Here is a 15,828-nt window from a genome sequence, read left to right as displayed (position 1 = left end):
ATTACTTCTTCTCCTCGTCCTCGACGACCTCGGCGTCGATGACGTCCTCGTCGGAGGACTCACCCGCCTGATCGCCCTGGGGGGCATCCGCCTCGGGAGCCGCGGCGTCGGCCTGGCTCGACGAGTAGATCGCCTCGCCGAGCTTCTGCTGGCTCGTGCTCAGCTTCTCGAACGCGGTCTTGACGGCCTCGTCGTCCTCGCCGGCCAGAGCCGTCTTGAGTGCGTCGACGTCGCCCTGGACCTCGTTCTTGACGTCCTCGGGGAGCTTGTCCTCGTTGTCCTTGATGAGCTTCTCGATCTGGTAGACGAGCTGCTCGGCCTGGTTGCGGGTCTCGGCGGACTCGCGGCGCTTCTTGTCCTCCGCCGCGTGCTCCTCGGCCTCGCGCACCATGCGCTCGATGTCGTCCTTCGGCAGGCTGGAGCCGCCGGTGATCGTCATCGACTGCTCGGTGCCGGTGCCCTTGTCCTTGGCGGACACGTGCACGATGCCGTTGGCGTCGATGTCGAAGGTGACCTCGACCTGCGGGATGCCGCGGGGGGCCGGGGCGATGCCGGTGAGCTCGAAGGTGCCGAGCGGCTTGTTGTCGCGGGTGAACTCGCGCTCGCCCTGGAAGACCTGGATCGCGACGGACGGCTGGTTGTCGTCGGCCGTGGTGAAGGTCTCGCTGCGCTTGGTGGGGATGGCCGTGTTGCGCTCGATGAGCTTGGTCATGATCCCGCCCTTGGTCTCGATGCCGAGGGACAGCGGGGTGACGTCGATGAGGAGGACGTCCTTGCGCTCGCCCTTCAGGACACCGGCCTGCAGCGCGGCGCCGACGGCGACGACCTCATCCGGGTTGACGCCCTTGTTGGGCTCCTTGCCGGTCTCCTGCTTCACGAGCTCGGAGACGGCCGGCATACGGGTCGAGCCGCCGACGAGCACCACGTGGGCGATGTCGCCCACCTTGATGCCGGCCTCGCGGATGACGTCCTGGAACGGCTTCTTCGTGCGGTCGAGGAGGTCGCTGGTCATCTGCTCGAACTGGGCGCGGGTGAGCGTCTCGTCGAGGTTGGCCGGGCCGTTCTCGGTGAGCGAGAGGTAGGGCAGCTGGATGCTGGTCGACATGCTCGACGACAGCTCCTTCTTGGCCTGCTCGGCAGCCTCCTTCAGGCGCTGCTTGGCGATCTTGTCGCCGGAGACGTCGACGCCGGTGGTGTCCTTGAACTTCTTGATCAGCCAGTCGACGACGCGCTGGTCCCAGTCGTCGCCGCCGAGGCGGTTGTCGCCGGCGGTCGAGCGGACCTGGATGGTCGAGAAGTCGTCGTCCTTGCCCACTTCGAGGAGGGAGACGTCGAAGGTTCCGCCACCGAGGTCGAAGACGAGGATGAGCTCGTCCTCCTTGCCCTTGTCGAGGCCGTACGCGAGGGCCGCGGCGGTGGGCTCGTTGATGATGCGGAGCACGTTGAGGCCCGCGATCTCACCGGCCTCCTTGGTGGCCTGACGCTCGGCGTCGTTGAAGTAGGCCGGAACGGTGATGACCGCGTCGGTGACGGTGTCGCCGAGGTACTGCTCGGCGTCGCGCTTCAGCTTCTGCAGGATGCGCGCCGAGATCTCCTGAGCGGTGTACTTCTTGCCGTCGATCTCCTGGGTCCAGGTGGTGCCCATGTGGCGCTTGACGGACGAGATGGTCCGGTCGACGTTGGTGACCGCCTGGCGCTTCGCGGTCTCGCCGACGAGCACCTCGCCGTCCTTGGTGAATGCGACGACGGACGGGGTGGTGCGGAAGCCCTCCGCGTTGGCGATGACCGTGGGCTCGCCGCCCTCGAGCACCGAGACGACGGAGTTGGTGGTTCCGAGGTCGATACCTACTGCACGTGACATATGTGCTTTCTCTCCTTTGTTGCTGGTCTGCGTATTCGCTGGCCGGTGAAATTCGGGGGTCGAGAGTTGAGTCCCGACGACTCAAGACTGCCATCCCGGCGGGAAGGCTGTCAAGCCGAGGAGCTCAAAACTTGAGTACACCTGACTCAACTTTCAGGAGGGTCACAGTATTCCGTCTCCGGCGGATGCGGCGGACGGCTTCGGGTCGGGCAGGCGGCGCATCCGCAGGGCGTTCGCGATGCCGAGCAGGCCCGCAGCGAGTGGCACGAGCAGCGCGATCTGGAGGGCGAGCGGGCGCGCCTCCGTGTTGATGCGGATGACCTCCTCCCGCACCGGCGCCGGCTCCCCGGCCAGCAGCTCGGTCAGGCTCGTGTTCGACATCAGCTGGGCGTCCTCCTCCAGCACGGCGGCGATCTGCTGCTTGTCGTCCGACGGGAGGACGGTGCTGGCCTGCGTCATCGACCCGAAGGTCGCGGCCAGCGTCGAGAGCATGATCGCTCCGGCGAAGGCCAGGCCGAACGACAGACCGAAGGAGCCGGCGGCGGAGTTGACCCCGGCGGCCTCGCTGACCCGCTCGTCCGAGATCGGCGACAGCGTGTAGTTGTTCAGCTGCGAGACCAGCAGGCCGAGCCCGCAGCCGGAGACGATGAGCGGGAGGGTGAGATACCACCCGGAGGTGGCGATCGGCACGAGCAGGATGACGACGATGATCCCCAGCACGACCAGGGCGAACCCCCAGAGGATGAGCGTCGCCGGCCTGCGCTTCAGCCCGCGGCCCGCCAGGAGCGCGACCGCGAACATGCTCAGCGAGAGCGGAGCGATCGAGAGCCCCGCCCAGAGCGCGTTGTACTCGAGCACCATCTGCAGGTAGATCGGCAGGGCGATCATCGTGCCGCCGAGCGCGATCTGCTGAAGAAGCTGCCCCGACGCCCCGGCCTGGAACAGCCGCGACCGGAACAGCGCGGGGTCGAGCAGCACGGCCCGTGCCCGCCGGCTGCGCCAGCGGAGCCAGAAGACCAGCCCGGCGAGCGCCGCGGCTCCGAGCAGGATGAGCGCCAGCACTCTGTCGCCGCCCTCCTGCCAGACCAGGATGCCGGTGACGATGCCGCCCATCCCGATCACCGACAGGAGCGCGCCGACGAGGTCGATCGCTCGCGAGCCCGTGTAGGGGACGTCTTTCACCAGCCCGATGCCGGCGAGCACCACGGCGATGATCACGGCTTCGAGCAGGAATCCGACCCGCCACGAGAGGAACGTCGTGATGAACCCGCCGAGCAGCGGCCCCACCGCCGCCGCTATCGCCGCGGATGCGCCGACGAGCGCGTACACCCGCTTCTGGTGGTCGCCCGCGAAGTTGCCGTGGATGAGCGACTGCATGGCCGGGAGCAGGAGCGAGGCGCCGATGCCTCCGACGATCGCCCAGAAGACGATGACGGCCGTGAGGTTCTGGGCCAGCGTCATCGCGATCGCACCCGCCGCGTAGCCCAGCAGACCCAGGATGTACGCGAGCTTGCGGCCGATCAGGTCGCCGGTCTTGCCGCCGATCAGGATGAACGCGGCCGACACCAGCGCCTCCAGCGCGATCGCCCCCTGCACCCCGCTGACCGTCGTGCCGAGATCGCGCACCACTGCGGAGATGGACACGTTCATCAGGGACGTGTCCACCACGAGGACGAACATCGCCATCGCGAGCAGGATGGCGAGCCGTGCGTTGAAGGGCGCCGAGGCGTCGGAGCCGCCGGTCATGCGCACATGACAGCACAGCCCACCGGGTTTGGGTAGCCCGCGGCGACCGGACGCCCCTCGCGATTCACACTTTTCGCACAACCACCGTCGATAGCGTGGAGGCATGGATCCGGACCCTGCCGACGCCGACGCACCCGCTCTCGCAGGGGAGCACGGAGGTCCGTTGCTGTCGTCGCGCGCCATCGAGGCGTTGCAGAGCATCGACCCGGCGACCCTCAGCGAGGTGCAGGCGTTCCGCGACGATTTCGCGCGGTTCATCATGCCGTACAAGTTTGGGATCGACGAGATCTCGACCAAGGTGTCCATCCTGCGCGAGGAGTTCGCCGAGCTGCACGAGTACAACCCGATCGAGCACATCTCGAGCCGGTTGAAGTCCGCGGAGAGCATCGAGCAGAAGGTCGTGCGCAAGAACTGCGAGCCGTCGTTCGAGGCCATCCGCGACGCCATCACCGACATCGCCGGCGTGCGGATCGTGTGCTCGTTCGTCTCCGACGTCTACAGCGTGTTCGAACTGCTGGTCGCACAGGAGGACGTGCGCGTGCTGCGCGTCAAGGACTACATCGCGCACCCCAAGCCCAACGGCTACAAGAGCCTGCACGTGATCGTGGAGGTCCCGGTCTTCCTCAGCGCCGGTCCCGTGCACGTGCCGGTCGAGATCCAGCTGCGGACCGTAGCGATGGACTTCTGGGCGAGCCTCGAGCACAAGATCTACTACAAGTACGACGGCGAGATCCCCGAGCATCTGATGCGCGACCTCACCGCTGCCGCAGGCACGGCGGCCCAGCTCGACGTGACGATGGAGGACATCCACCGCCAGGTGCGCGGCGACGGCGGCGGGATGCGTCAGTACAGCCTCCCGATCCAGGTCTAGCGCGCCTCCAGCCACTCGGCGAAAGTCTGCCGCCCGAGCCGGGCGTCCGCCCCGGGCAGGATCGTGCCGTCGCGCAGTGCGCGCCCCCACCGGCCCGGGATCGGCACCGTGACGACCCGTCCGCGCCGACCGCTCGCGGCGAGGTACCGACGCACCAGGTCGGGCATCTGCTCGACCAGAGGGCCCGCGAGATCACGGTCGAGACCGCGCGGCTCGCCGGCCGCGATCCCGGCGAGCGCCGCGCCGACCTCGGCCGCGGCGATCGGCTGGGACCGCATCGCCGGGACCAGGTGGAACCGCTTCTCGGCCGTGCCGACGAGCTGGGCGGCGAACTCGTGGAACTGCGTGGCGCGCAGGATGCTCCACCCGGCGCCCGACCGCTGGACCAGCTCCTCCTGCAGCGCCTTGCCCGCGTAGTAGGCGGCGGGGGCCTCCACCGCGCCCACGATCGACAGGGCGACGTGATGCGGGACGCCCGCGTCGCGTTCGGCGGCGAGCAGCGAACGGGTGACCCCGCCGAAGAACTCGCGCGAGACCCGGCCCGAGGTCGTCTGCACGCTCGTGACGTCGACGACGGCCGCGCATCCCTCGATCGCGGCCACGACCCCGCTTCCGGCGTGCACGTCGATGCCGCGCGACCGGCTGAGCACGACGACCTCGTGCCCGGCCGCCTGCAGCGCGTGCACCGTGTGCCGGCCGACGACTCCGGTCCCACCGGCGACAGCGACCCTCATCGGGCCACCTCCACCGCGCGCCGACGCAGCGGGAGCAGGAGCACGAGGCCGAGGAGCGCGCTCACCCCGAGCGAGACCAGCGAGAGCACCTGATCTCCGGTCGATCCCTCCGGGTGGAGCGCGTGGTACCCGAAGTGCAGCACGCCGAACGCCGCCCACGCGAGGCCGACGACGCGGCCGGGCGCTGCGGAGCGGCTGAGCGCGGCCGCGACACTCGCGACCGCGAGGCCGAGGTAGAGGGCACCGACATCGCGGACCAGGTGCTCGTTGTAGGGCCCGTCGATGTCGATCCAGTGCAGTCCGGCTCCGGGGAACGAGCGGTAGAAGGCGTCGGGGGCGGCGAACGCCCAGCCGCCCACGTACGCGCCGAGGGCGGCGCCGACGCCGAGCAGCGAACGGCGCAGTGGTGTGTTGTCCATACCCTCAGGACGAGACGGATCGTGCGAATGTGAGGTGACGCCTCACATCCGCGCCCGCCGATCCGTCTTAATGGTGTGGGAAGAGGCGGTGTGGGAGGAGGCGGCATGGACGTCGACACGGAGGTCATCGCCGAACGGCGGCATCTGCTCGCGCTCGGCTACCGCATGCTCGGGACGGTGGCGGAGGCCGAGGACGCCGTGCAGGAGACGTACGCGCGTTGGTACCGGCTGACGCCGGACGAGCGCGACGCGATCGCGTCCCCGCGTGCCTGGCTGACCCGCGTCGCGAGCCGGGTCTGCCTCGACGTGCTCGGCTCCGCACGGGTACGCCGCGAGAGCTATGTCGGGCCGTGGCTGCCCGAGCCGCTGCCGTCGTCGACCTTCGCTGGAATCGGTCGTGCCCCTTCCGCCGATCCGCTGGACCGCGTCACGCTCGACGAGTCGGTGAGCACCGCGCTCCTCGTCGTGCTCGAGGCGATGACCCCCGCCGAACGGGTGGCGTTCGTGCTGCACGACGTGTTCGCCCTGCCCTTCGACGAGATCGGCGAGGTCGTGGGCCGCTCGCCCGCCGCCTGTCGCCAGTTGGCGGCCTCCGCGCGCCGTCGCGTGCAGGACCGGCGGGAGAGAGCCGTCCCCCGGGCCGAGCACGACCGGGTGGTGCAGGCGTTCGGCGCCGCCGCAGCCGGCGGCGATCTCGCCGCGCTCGTGGCGGTGCTCGACCCCGATGCCGTGCTGGTCAGCGACGGCGGCGGCCGGGTCAGCGCGGCGCGCCGGCCCGTCCACGGTGCCGAGAACGTCGCGCGCTTCCTCCTCGGGCTGGCGGCGAAGCACCCGGACGCCTCCGTCGGCCCCGTCGTCACGGCCGACGGGCTCGGGTTCGAGGTGCGGGAGGAAGGCGCCGTCACGGGCATCATCACGCTGAGCGTGCGCGACGGGCTCGTCACCGATCTCCGGATGATGCGCAACCCGGACAAGCTGACCAGCTGGCAGTGACGGCGGGACCGCGCCGGAACAGTTCACCGCCCGTTCCCCGCCAGCCTCTACGCTGTGGGCATGACACGCGACCTCCCGGGAGGCGGCGGTGCGAGCGGCGACGACGACGCGACCACGAGACGCCCCACCACCTCGACCGACGCACTGGTGACGTCGGCGAGCCCCCTCTTCGCCGACAGCTCGACGGAGCGCCGCATCCCCCGCCGGTGGGTCGTGTCGTGGGCGCTGTGGGACTGGGGCGGCGCCGCCTTCAACGCGGTCATCACCACCTTCGTCTTCACGGTCTACCTGACCGGCAGCCTCTTCGTGGACCCCGCCCTCGTCGCCGCCCGCGACGCCGAGACGGACCTGAAGGGTCCGGCGCACGCCGCGGTCACGGCCGCCGAGGCGCCGCTCTCGAGCGGTCTCGGCTGGGGGCTGGCCATCGCCGGCATCATCGTCGCGCTCCTCGCTCCGGTGCTGGGCCAGCGGACCGACGGATCCGGCCGGCGCAAGCTGTGGCTCGGGATCAACACCGGCGTGGTCGTCGTCGTGACTGCACTCATGTTCCTCGTCGCCGGAGAGCCGTCGTTCTTCCTGCTCGGCGTCGCCCTGGTGGCGATCGGCACGGTGTTCTACGAGATCGCCACCGTCAACTACAACGCGATGCTCGTGCAGGTCTCGACGCCGAAGACGGTCGGCCGGGTGAGCGGGTTCGGCTGGGGCGCCGGCTACCTCGGCGGCATCGTCCTGCTGCTCATCGTGTACTTCGGTCTCGTCACCGACAACGGCGACGGCACCGGCGGGCTGTTCCACGCGCCGGAGGACGCGGGCCTCAACATCCGGATCATCGCCCTGATCGCCGCCCTCTGGACGCTCGTGTTCTCGCTCCCCGTGCTGCTCGCGGTGCCCGAGATGGCGAAGAACGTGCGCACCCCGCGCGTCGGCTTCTTCGCCTCCTACGCCGTGCTCGTCCGGGACATCGGGAGGCTGTGGAAGGAGAGCCGCAACACCGTGCTCTTCCTGATCGCCTCGGCCCTGTTCCGCGACGGGCTGGTCGGTGTCTTCACCTTCGGCGGCATCCTGGCCCAGGGCACCTTCGGCTTCTCCAGCGGGCAGGTCATCATCTTCGCGATCGCCGCCAACGTCGTCGCCGGCGTCAGCACCCTGATCTCCGGCCGCTTCGACGACCGGTACGGCCCGAAGCCCGTGATCGTGACCGCACTGGTCGGTCTCGTGATCGCGGGCCTCGCCGTGTTCGTGCTGCACGACGGCGGCGCCACCGCGTTCTGGGTGGGCGGACTGGTGCTCTGCCTCTTCGTGGGCCCCGCGCAGTCCGCCAGCCGCACGTTCCTGACGCGCGTGACGCCGGCCGGTCGCGAGGGCGAGGTCTTCGGCCTCTATGCGACCACGGGACGCGCGGTGTCGTTCCTGGCGCCGCTGCTGTTCGCGACCTTCGTCGCCGTCGGCGGTGCGCAGTACTGGGGCATCCTCGGCATCGTGCTCGTACTGGCGATCGGTCTCGGGCTGCTGATCCCCGTCAAGTCGCCGCGCTGAGCGAGCTGCGGACGGCGGACTGAATCGGCCATTCGGCCGGGAGGCCGGAACCCGTAGCCTGGCGCCATGGCGCACGATGCGACGGTCCCGCTCGGAGTGGTGGTGCTCGTCGGGGTGGTCGCCCTGGCGATCGGAATGGTCGTCGGGGCGAGCGTGCTGCGCGGCTCGGCCCGGACGGATCCCGTGATCGCGGCCCGGCGCGCGTGGGCCCGTGCGAAGCTCGCGTCGGTGTTCGGGCTCCGCTCCGACGGCGACGGAGACGACGAGGACGGTCGTGTCACCGGCCCGCTCGTCCCGCCGGACGGCCTGACGCCCCGCACCCGCGGTCCACGGCCGGTGGACAGCGCAGCCGACGAATCCGCCGACCTCATGCTCCTCCAGCCGCGTCGCGGGACGTGGGCGCGCGACTGGCTGTTCAACTCCCAGATCTTCCTCGAGGAGCAGGCCGACACCCTCCACGGCTGGATGCACGCCATCGGCAGGGATGCCGCACCCGCCGATCGCGCGTGGCGGGAGGCGAATGCGCACTACGTGCGGCGCGTGCACCGGGTGGAGAGCACGCTCGCACTCTGGGCGGACGGCCACTGGATCACGCACTCGAGCCTGCGACTGCGCATCACGAGCCGCCGGCCGTTCTGGGGTCGACGGCTCAGACGGTCGCTGCTGGTCGGCGGAGCCCCGGCGGACGTCCTGCGCGGCGAGTACCCGCCGTGCGACTGCCTCTCGCAGCCGAGTGGACCGCGGACGGACTGAGGTCGCCGGCCTCGGTCAGGGGCGCGGCCAGGCGCGCACGAACCGGTCGAAGAGCTCGGCGAACGTCCGCGCCTCCTCCGGAGTGAAGGTCGCGAGCGCCGACTCGACGGCGCTGCGCCGGTGGGTGCGCACCTCGTCGAGCTGGGAACGGCCCGCGGCCGTGAGCTGGATGAGCGCTCGCCGCGCGTCGGACGGATCGGGCACCCGGCGCACATGGCCGCGCTCGACGCCCTCCTGCACCAGCCGGCTCGCCCGCGGCTGATCGACGCCGATGGCCTGCGCCAGCGAACTGATGGAGAGCGGACTGCCGGCCGCCTCGGCGGTCTCCAGCGCCTCCAGCATCCGGATGCGCGCGATGCGGCCGAGGCTCCCGTCGCGCCCGCGGCGACCGGGGCCGGGACGCGCGGAGTCACCGAAAGCCGGGTGCATGTGGTCGGGATGGTCGGCGTGGTCGTGCGGGCTGTGGTCGTGGCCGCCGTGGTCGCGGTCGCCGCGACCGGCACCGGTTCCGTCGCCCCCCGCGGCACCCCACGGGCCGCGCGGACCCCACGCGTGCGGCCCGCGGCCGAAGGGGGCCTCGCCCCACGGCCCGGGAGGCCGCCGCCGGGACTGATCGCGGCGGACCGCCATGAGCGCGCTCTCGACCAGCGCGACCACGTCCGCTGACGGCGAACCCTGCTGAGCTTGACTCTCGTCATCCATGTATGTAACTATACATTTACTTGTCAAGATACATGCAAATAGGAAGGGGTCCCCGATGACGAACATCGACGACTCGAACAACACCCCTGCCTCGACCCCGCCCGGCTACTGGTTCGGCGAGATCGAGAGCCGCCTGCGTGAGCGCATGCGCGACGCACTGGCCGAGCAGGGCCTCCGCCGCGGCGGCTGGCGCCTGCTCCACTCCCTGTCCGAGGGCCCGGCGACCGCCGCCGAGCTCGCCGACCGCCTCCCCCGCGGTCGTCGCGACCGCGGCGACGTCGGCCATGGCCGGGGCCGTGGCCGCGGCTTCAGTCGCGACGGCGGCCACGGCCACGGCTTCGGCCGCGACGGCGGCGAGCGCAGCCGCGACGGGTTCGACCCTCGCGAGCACGGCCACCACCCGCACCCGTCCCCGCGCTCGCAGGGCGCCTGGACGTACAGCCGCGAGACCTGGCGGGCGGAACGCCCGCTCGGGCCGGGCGGCGGACACCACGACCACCCTGGTTCCGACGCGGCCGATCACCACGATCACCACGACCACGGCCACGGCCACGGCCACGGCCACGGCCACGGCCACGACCACGACCACCACGACCGCGAGGCCGCCTTCGAGCGCGGCTTCGAGCGCGGGTTCCAGCGCGGAACCGCGGCCACGCCGTCGTTCGGCGGCCCGTTCGGCGGGCCTTTCGGCGGCCCCGGCGGATTCCGCGGCGGGCGCGGCTTCGGCCCGCACCACGGCCACGGCCGGCCGCACGGCCGATGCGACGGCGACCACCGTACGGCGCGCATCGAGCGCATCCTCGCCGACTTCACCGAGCGCGGCTGGGTGTGGTTCGACGGTGATCGCGCCACCCTGACCGACGAGGGCCGCGCCGCCCACGACGCCGCCTTCGAGCGGGTCGGCGCGGTGCGCGCGTCGCTGGCCGAGGGCATCTCGCCCGAGGACTACGCGACCACGATCGCCTCCCTCGAGACGATGGCCCGCAACCTGGGCTGGGAGCCGCGCCGCCCGGCGGAGTCCGCCAACCCAGACGGCACGGCGAGCCCGGATCGGTCACCCGAGCAGGGCTGACCGCCGCTCACCATCCGCCGACCGGTTCGGCGGACGGCACCGGCGACGGACAGCACCGGCGACGGACGACACAGGAGGCCGGGGCGCGCACGCGTCCCGGCCTCCGGCATGTCCGCCGCCCGCTGCGGGCGCGGTCAGGACGTCTGTCGGCGACGGCGAGCGCGGAGCCGCCCGAGCACCAGCGCGGCGACGCCTCCGACGGCGAGCAGACCGGCTCCGAGAACAGCGCCGCTCATGCCGACGGCCGGCGATCCGGTCGCGGCGAGCTCGCTCGTCGCGACGGCCGCAACGGCCGCGTCGGCCGCTCCACCCGTGTCGCCACCCGTATCGCCACCCGCGGCCGGAGCCCACGCCGCCGAGAAGGTCTGGGCCGCCATGAGCGGCTGGAGCGCATCCCGCACCGCGTCGTCGGCGAAGAGGGTGCGCATCGCGTCTCCGTCCACACTGTTGGCGACGGCGGCCATGATCATCGACTGGTCGAGCGACAGGTAGCGCGCGGCGATCCGGCCGCTGTGCACGGCGACGGCGTCGTAGAAGCCGCCCGCGCCGTATGCGCCGAGGTCGCTCTCGATGCCGCGCAGGTTGTCGACCGCGCCGCGGGCGTCATAGCCGAGAGCGAGGAACGAGGCGTGCGGCGTCACCACGCCGTCTCCATAGGCCGGCGACGGATTCGTGCCGCGCACGGCCGTGGGGCACCCGGCGAACGGCAGATCGACGTCGGTGTCCTCCTGATCGGAGAAGTAGCCGTCGGCGCGCATCCCGGCCGCGTCGACTCCGTACTCGCGGTAGCCGCCGTCCGGGTTGCTCGCGGGCGAGAAGCCCCAATAGCCGTAGCCGGCGTCCTGCCCGTGCTTCTCCTGCACGGCGACCGTGATCGGATGGTTCAGGCCCCAGGAGGTCGGCCCCCACTTCTCCTCCGGCACCAGGAGGTCGGGCATCAGCGCTTCGAACATGCTCCCGCCCCAGCTCGGCACGAATTGCATCCCGTCGAAGCTGTAGGCGCCCTCGAAGACGGTGAGGCCGTCGTACACGCGGTTCTCGCCGACCGGGCTCTGCTCCTGCCACGAGTAGTCGCAGCCGGCGGGCATCGTGCGGAAGGTGCCGTACAGCCCCGACGGCGGGATCTGCCCGTTGACGATGCCGAGGTAGGTCGCGATGCGGCTCTCGCTCACCGTCGTGTCGTACCAGTGGCAGGTGTAGAACACGTCCGGGCCCGATCCCGAGAACGGTGCATGCTCGCTCGCGCACGTGTCGCCAGGCTGCGCCTCCCAGAACCCGCCCTTGTTGGTCCCGGCGGGCAGGTGCGGGTTGTAGGGGGTCGGGTCGAAGAAGACGCCGAAGTCCATCGAGTCGTAGAGGGCCCGCGCCCGGTCCGAGAGCGTCGGCTCGCCGTTGGCGACCATTCGCAGCGCGGCCGCCAGCCAGCCGTTGTCGACCGTGCTGAGGAAGGGATGGACGACCGAGCCGTCCTCCGGCCACGTGGTGAGCTTGTGTCCGTCGGACGGGGAGTACCAGTTGTAGAACATCCCGCTCGCCGCATTGCGCTCGAGGTGCTCCAGCGTGCCGATGGTCGTGGCGAGGCGGGTGCGTGCATCGTCGGCCGAGATGATCCCGAGCCCGCGCGCAGCGAGGGTCGACCAGAGATAGCCGCCGATGTTGGTCGGTGAGGTGTGCCCGCTGGCGGAGGCGGGATCGAGCGCGCCGTCGATGTTGTCGGCGGGGAGTCCGACCGCGGGGATGGTCATCGCGTCGAGCGACCGCCACGTGTCCGCGGCCCACCGGCGCAGGTCGGCGGAGTACGGCGTGCCGTCGCCGGAGGCCGGGCCATGGGTGTCGACGGAGATCGCGGTAGGTGCCGGCGCCGCAGCGGCGGCGGGAGCCGAGTTCGCCGCGACCGCGGGAGCGGCGAGTGCGGCCGTCGCCGCGAGGGCGGCGGCGAGGGCTGTCACGCCGGCGCGGAGCGCGCGGCGGCGTGGGTGAAGGCGGCGGAGGTGAAGGGGCATCATCGTCCTTTCGCCGACCTCCCGAGCACACGCGTGGGAGATCGGTCGTCACGGTTTCGAGCGAGTGTATGCGCATACATACCAAGTCGCAACCCACGACCCCCGCGCCGCCCCTCCCCGAGGCCGCCAAGGCCGCGGAGCCTAGGATGGACGCATGACGCCACCCCGTGAAGAGGTCGTGCTGCTGGCCGAGGACGGGACGCCGATCGGAACGGCGGACAAGGCCACCGTGCACACGACGGAGACGCCCCTCCACCTGGCGTTCTCGTGCCACCTCTTCGACGGCGAGGGGCGCATCCTGGTCACCCGCCGCGCTCTCGGCAAGGCCACGTGGCCGGGCGTGTGGACGAACTCGTTCTGCGGGCATCCCGGTCCCGGCGAGCCCATGGAGGACGCCGTCGCCCGCCGCGCCGCCGACGAGCTCGGCACGACGATCGAGAACCTCGTGGTCGCCCTGCCCGACTTCCGCTATCGCGCCGTGGACGCCTCCGGAGTGGTCGAGTACGAGATCTGCCCTGTCTACACGGCGACGGTCGCGTCTCCGCTCGCCCCCACGGCGTCCGAGGTCGCCGAGTGGGAATGGGTCGACCCCCGCACCCTCCTCTCGGCGGTGGAGGCGACGCCGTGGGCGTTCAGCCCCTGGCTCACCCTCCAGCTGCCGGCTCTCTACGCCGATCCGACCGGCGAACCTTCGGGCCAGCTGTGAGAACGGCTCATATTTTCCACTTGTGAAATTCCCTGTGGATAACTCACGTGCAGACATACCCGTGACCGCATACCTTCGCGCACTCACAGCCTCAGGCGGGAGACCGCCCAAGGTTTGACTTCGAGCGCACTCGAAGGAGCATGCTGAGAGCATGAACTCCTCCTCCAACGCTCCCGTCGCCCTCGTCACCGGCACGTCGTCCGGCATCGGACTCGAGACGGCCGTCGCCCTCGCCCGCGGCGGGTGGGACGTCGTCGCCACCGTGCGCGACGTCGCCCGCGCCGATCGTCTGCGCGACGCGGCATCGTCCGCAGGCGTCTCGCTCGACATCCGGGCGCTGGATGTGACCGACGCCGCAGGCGCCGCCTCCCTCGTCGCGCAGGTGGTCGCCGACCGCGGCCACCTCGACGCGCTGGTCAACAATGCCGGAGCCGCCGCCCTCGGCACCGCCGAGACGATGGGCATCGATCGCGTGCGCGCGGCGATGGAGGTCAACTTCTTCGGTGTCGTGCAGCTCACCCATGCTGCGCTCCCCGCCCTCCGCGCCAGCGGCGGACGCGTCGTCACCGTGTCGAGCGTGGGCGGGATCGTCGGACAGCCGTTCAACGACGCCTACTGCGCGGCGAAGTTCGCGGTCGAGGGCTTCATGGAGAGCCTCCACCCGGTCGCAGCCGCGCTGGGTGTGGCCGTGGTCGTTGTCGAACCCGGAGCGGTCGCGAGCGAGTTCGTCGCCAACGCCACCGAGGGCCGGGACGCCGCCCTCGCCGACGCGGGCCCCTACGAGCCGCTGCTCGCCGCCTATCTCGAGCGCACCGCCGGAGCATTCGCCGCCGCACAGCAGCCGGCCGAGGTCGCGGCGGTCATCGAGCAGGTGCTGACGGAGGCGGAGCCGCCCTTCCGCGTGCAGACGTCGGACGCCGCGCGCGCGTTCGTCGGCCTGAAGCTCTCCGACCTCGACGGCTCCGCCGTCACCGGCGCGACCGCGCGCTGGGTCGCGTAGGGGCGCGTCGAGGGCGCCCCGCGAAGCAGTGGTCACAACACGCCGCGTGGACACGGCGCCGACGGCGTGTCGTGACCAATGGATGGGCACGGTGAGCGACGGAGCACGTTCGCATCCAGTGGTCACAACACGCCGCGTCCGAAGCGCGCCCCGCGAAGCAGTGGTCACGACACGCCGCGCATGCACAGGCGCCGACGGCATGTCGTGACCAACCGATGGGCGCACCGCGGCGCAGCGCAGCGCGGCGCCGCTCAGCCGGTGCGCGTTGCGTCGATGTGCTGCTCGAGCCACCAGGTGCGGCCCTCGTCGTCGGAGACCCAGCCGTCCCATTCGAACGAGTCCTCGGTGATCGACGAGAAGTTCCAGCGGATCGGCCGGCCGTCGGTCTGTGTACCGTCCTGCCGGATCCCGTCGCGGTGCCCGGAGGCGACCAGGGTGCAGAAGTCGCCGGCGACGGCGCCGAACCAGCTCACCCGCCACGCGCCGAGGACCGGGTCGTAGACCCGGATGGTCGTGCCTTTGGACTCCGTGCGGGACGGATCGGCCGCGGTCGGGGCGACCAGCACATCCTGAACGGCGCGCCCGCCGAGGGTGTACGCGAACAGCCAGTCCGTCTCGAACTCGCTCCACGCCCCTGACTCCTCGTCGAGGAAGCGGCACTCCGCGCGCCAACTGCCCACGAGCTGACCGAACAGGTGCATCCGCTGCGGCCGCACCGGCGTCGGGCCGGAGGCGATCAGCGCACTCGCGAAGCTGGCATCGGTCGTCTCGCTCATGGTGCGCCTCCCGGGTCGAGGGTCGGTCGGGGTCTCAGCTGGACGGACGCCCGGCCTCGGTGCCGGACACATCGGTCCGGTGGAAGTTCAGGAACGAACGCGAGGCCGTCGGCCCGCGCTGCCCCTGGTAGCGGGAGCTGTACTCGCTCGACCCGTACGGCTTCTCGGCCGGCGAGGTGAGCCGGAAGAAGCACATCTGGCCGATCTTCATGCCCGGCCACAGCTTGATCGGGAGGGTGGCGACGTTGCTGAGCTCCAGCGTCACGTGGCCCGAGAACCCCGGGTCGATGAAGCCGGCGGTCGAGTGCGTCAGCAGCCCGAGACGGCCGAGCGAGCTCTTGCCCTCCAAGCGCGCCGCGACGTCGTCCGGGAGGGACACGAGCTCGTAGGTGGACCCGAGCACGAACTCGCCCGGGTGCAGGATGAACGGCTGGTCGGGCTCCACCTCGACGAAGCGCGTCAGCTCGGGCTGATCCTCCGACGGGTCGATGAACGGGTACTTGTGGTTGTCGAACAACCGGAAGAAGCGGTCCAGCCGCACATCGATGCTCGAGGGCTGGACCATCGAGGGGTCGAACGGCTCCAGGCCGATCCGCCCGGCGCCGAGCTCGGCCTTGATGTCGCGATCGGAGAGAAGCACGGGGACAGCTTATCGG

Annotated in this window: 15 protein-coding genes; 7 read left to right on the top strand and 8 right to left on the bottom strand. The window is 71.1% G+C overall.

The annotated features are described in order from the left end of the window. Nucleotide 1: 1 nt before the first annotated feature. Both dnaK and ACFVU2_RS06265 read right to left on the bottom strand, forming a co-directional pair. Nucleotides 2-1,861, bottom strand: coding sequence for a molecular chaperone DnaK (gene dnaK / locus ACFVU2_RS06270; RefSeq protein WP_387872197.1), 1,860 nt, complete (start codon nucleotides 1,859-1,861; stop codon nucleotides 2-4). A gap of 162 nt (nucleotides 1,862-2,023) precedes the next feature. Then, complete coding sequence (locus tag ACFVU2_RS06265) at nucleotides 2,024-3,607, bottom strand: MFS transporter (protein WP_387872195.1); 1,584 nt, start codon at nucleotides 3,605-3,607, stop codon at nucleotides 2,024-2,026. Between the two features lie 103 nt (nucleotides 3,608-3,710). On the opposite strand from ACFVU2_RS06265, the gene ACFVU2_RS06260 reads away from it, so the two are divergent. After that, nucleotides 3,711-4,478 carry a GTP pyrophosphokinase family protein gene (locus tag ACFVU2_RS06260; RefSeq protein WP_387872194.1) on the top strand — a complete coding sequence of 256 codons (768 nt, stop codon included), beginning with the start codon at nucleotides 3,711-3,713 and terminating at the stop codon, nucleotides 4,476-4,478. Here the strand turns inward: ACFVU2_RS06260 and ACFVU2_RS06255 are convergent. Both ACFVU2_RS06255 and ACFVU2_RS06250 read right to left on the bottom strand, forming a co-directional pair. Beyond that, complete coding sequence (locus tag ACFVU2_RS06255) at nucleotides 4,475-5,212, bottom strand: SDR family oxidoreductase (RefSeq protein WP_387872192.1); 738 nt, start codon at nucleotides 5,210-5,212, stop codon at nucleotides 4,475-4,477. The two genes, ACFVU2_RS06260 and ACFVU2_RS06255, sit on opposite strands and share 4 nt — an antisense overlap. Continuing rightward, nucleotides 5,209-5,631: a hypothetical protein gene (locus ACFVU2_RS06250; protein WP_387872190.1), complete on the bottom strand. Its 423-nt coding sequence runs from the start codon at nucleotides 5,629-5,631 to the stop codon at nucleotides 5,209-5,211. Before ACFVU2_RS06250 ends, ACFVU2_RS06255 begins: the two co-directional genes overlap by 4 nt. A gap of 105 nt (nucleotides 5,632-5,736) precedes the next feature. Here ACFVU2_RS06250 and sigJ point away from each other — a divergent pair, with 105 nt between their 5' ends. The 3 genes from sigJ to ACFVU2_RS06235 all read left to right on the top strand — a co-directional run bounded on the left by sigJ (nucleotide 5,737) and on the right by ACFVU2_RS06235 (nucleotide 8,913). Continuing rightward, a complete protein-coding gene (gene sigJ, locus ACFVU2_RS06245) occupies nucleotides 5,737-6,624 on the top strand; it encodes an RNA polymerase sigma factor SigJ (protein WP_387872189.1) in 888 nt (295 codons plus the stop codon). A gap of 60 nt (nucleotides 6,625-6,684) precedes the next feature. After that, the gene (locus tag ACFVU2_RS06240) at nucleotides 6,685-8,160 is read left to right on the top strand and encodes an MFS transporter (RefSeq protein WP_387872188.1); all 1,476 of its coding nucleotides are present in this window, start codon (nucleotides 6,685-6,687) and stop codon (nucleotides 8,158-8,160) included. A gap of 66 nt (nucleotides 8,161-8,226) precedes the next feature. Further along, complete coding sequence (locus tag ACFVU2_RS06235) at nucleotides 8,227-8,913, top strand: hypothetical protein (protein WP_387872186.1); 687 nt, start codon at nucleotides 8,227-8,229, stop codon at nucleotides 8,911-8,913. Nucleotides 8,914-8,928: 15 nt separating this feature from the next. Here ACFVU2_RS06235 and ACFVU2_RS06230 read toward each other — a convergent pair whose 3' ends face one another. Next, nucleotides 8,929-9,615 carry a MarR family winged helix-turn-helix transcriptional regulator gene (locus tag ACFVU2_RS06230; protein WP_387872185.1) on the bottom strand — a complete coding sequence of 229 codons (687 nt, stop codon included), beginning with the start codon at nucleotides 9,613-9,615 and terminating at the stop codon, nucleotides 8,929-8,931. Between the two features lie 55 nt (nucleotides 9,616-9,670). Here ACFVU2_RS06230 and ACFVU2_RS06225 point away from each other — a divergent pair, with 55 nt between their 5' ends. Beyond that, nucleotides 9,671-10,687 (top strand): hypothetical protein, encoded by a 1,017-nt coding sequence (locus tag ACFVU2_RS06225; protein ID WP_387872183.1) that lies wholly within the window; start codon nucleotides 9,671-9,673, stop codon nucleotides 10,685-10,687. A 134-nt stretch (nucleotides 10,688-10,821) separates the two neighbouring features. Here the strand turns inward: ACFVU2_RS06225 and ACFVU2_RS06220 are convergent, their stop codons facing one another. Next, complete coding sequence (locus tag ACFVU2_RS06220) at nucleotides 10,822-12,690, bottom strand: glucoamylase family protein (RefSeq protein ID WP_387872181.1); 1,869 nt, start codon at nucleotides 12,688-12,690, stop codon at nucleotides 10,822-10,824. Between the two features lie 154 nt (nucleotides 12,691-12,844). Between ACFVU2_RS06220 and idi the strand changes: the two genes are divergently transcribed. Then, nucleotides 12,845-13,396, top strand: a complete 552-nt coding sequence (gene idi / locus ACFVU2_RS06215; protein ID WP_387872179.1) for an isopentenyl-diphosphate Delta-isomerase — start codon at nucleotides 12,845-12,847, stop codon at nucleotides 13,394-13,396. 151 nt (nucleotides 13,397-13,547) lie between these two features. After that, on the top strand, nucleotides 13,548-14,396 hold the full coding sequence (locus tag ACFVU2_RS06210) for an SDR family NAD(P)-dependent oxidoreductase (RefSeq protein WP_387872177.1): 849 nt from the start codon (nucleotides 13,548-13,550) through the stop codon (nucleotides 14,394-14,396). A gap of 251 nt (nucleotides 14,397-14,647) precedes the next feature. Here the strand turns inward: ACFVU2_RS06210 and ACFVU2_RS06205 are convergent, their stop codons facing one another. Then, complete coding sequence (locus tag ACFVU2_RS06205; RefSeq protein ID WP_387872175.1) at nucleotides 14,648-15,172, bottom strand: hypothetical protein; 525 nt, start codon at nucleotides 15,170-15,172, stop codon at nucleotides 14,648-14,650. 34 nt (nucleotides 15,173-15,206) lie between these two features. Next, nucleotides 15,207-15,812 carry a dCTP deaminase gene (gene dcd, locus ACFVU2_RS06200; RefSeq protein ID WP_387872174.1) on the bottom strand — a complete coding sequence of 202 codons (606 nt, stop codon included), beginning with the start codon at nucleotides 15,810-15,812 and terminating at the stop codon, nucleotides 15,207-15,209. Between the last annotated feature and the right edge of the window lie 16 nt (nucleotides 15,813-15,828).

Origin of the sequence: Leifsonia sp. NPDC058194 (genome assembly GCF_042883605.1) — a bacterium.
Lineage (GTDB): Bacteria > Actinomycetota > Actinomycetes > Actinomycetales > Microbacteriaceae > Leifsonia.
The sequence above is the reverse complement of the archived record's forward strand: the minus strand, read 5'-3'. Positions and strand labels throughout refer to the sequence as shown.

What these genes read in the sequence shown, in the direction of transcription:
- idi (WP_387872179.1), top strand. Translation starts at nt 12,845, where the DNA reads ATGACGCCACCCCGTGAAGAGGTCGTGCTGCTGGCCGAGGACGGGACG.
- ACFVU2_RS06260 (WP_387872194.1), top strand. Translation starts at nt 3,711, where the DNA reads ATGGATCCGGACCCTGCCGACGCCGACGCACCCGCTCTCGCAGGGGAG.
- dnaK (WP_387872197.1), bottom strand. Translation starts at nt 1,861, where the DNA reads ATGTCACGTGCAGTAGGTATCGACCTCGGAACCACCAACTCCGTCGTC.
- ACFVU2_RS06250 (WP_387872190.1), bottom strand. Translation starts at nt 5,631, where the DNA reads ATGGACAACACACCACTGCGCCGTTCGCTGCTCGGCGTCGGCGCCGCC.
- ACFVU2_RS06225 (WP_387872183.1), top strand. Translation starts at nt 9,671, where the DNA reads ATGACGAACATCGACGACTCGAACAACACCCCTGCCTCGACCCCGCCC.
- ACFVU2_RS06235 (WP_387872186.1), top strand. Translation starts at nt 8,227, where the DNA reads ATGGCGCACGATGCGACGGTCCCGCTCGGAGTGGTGGTGCTCGTCGGG.
- ACFVU2_RS06220 (WP_387872181.1), bottom strand. Translation starts at nt 12,690, where the DNA reads ATGCCCCTTCACCTCCGCCGCCTTCACCCACGCCGCCGCGCGCTCCGC.
- ACFVU2_RS06255 (WP_387872192.1), bottom strand. Translation starts at nt 5,212, where the DNA reads ATGAGGGTCGCTGTCGCCGGTGGGACCGGAGTCGTCGGCCGGCACACG.
- sigJ (WP_387872189.1), top strand. Translation starts at nt 5,737, where the DNA reads ATGGACGTCGACACGGAGGTCATCGCCGAACGGCGGCATCTGCTCGCG.
- ACFVU2_RS06210 (WP_387872177.1), top strand. Translation starts at nt 13,548, where the DNA reads ATGAACTCCTCCTCCAACGCTCCCGTCGCCCTCGTCACCGGCACGTCG.
- ACFVU2_RS06230 (WP_387872185.1), bottom strand. Translation starts at nt 9,615, where the DNA reads ATGGATGACGAGAGTCAAGCTCAGCAGGGTTCGCCGTCAGCGGACGTG.
- ACFVU2_RS06265 (WP_387872195.1), bottom strand. Translation starts at nt 3,607, where the DNA reads ATGACCGGCGGCTCCGACGCCTCGGCGCCCTTCAACGCACGGCTCGCC.
- ACFVU2_RS06205 (WP_387872175.1), bottom strand. Translation starts at nt 15,172, where the DNA reads ATGAGCGAGACGACCGATGCCAGCTTCGCGAGTGCGCTGATCGCCTCC.
- ACFVU2_RS06240 (WP_387872188.1), top strand. Translation starts at nt 6,685, where the DNA reads ATGACACGCGACCTCCCGGGAGGCGGCGGTGCGAGCGGCGACGACGAC.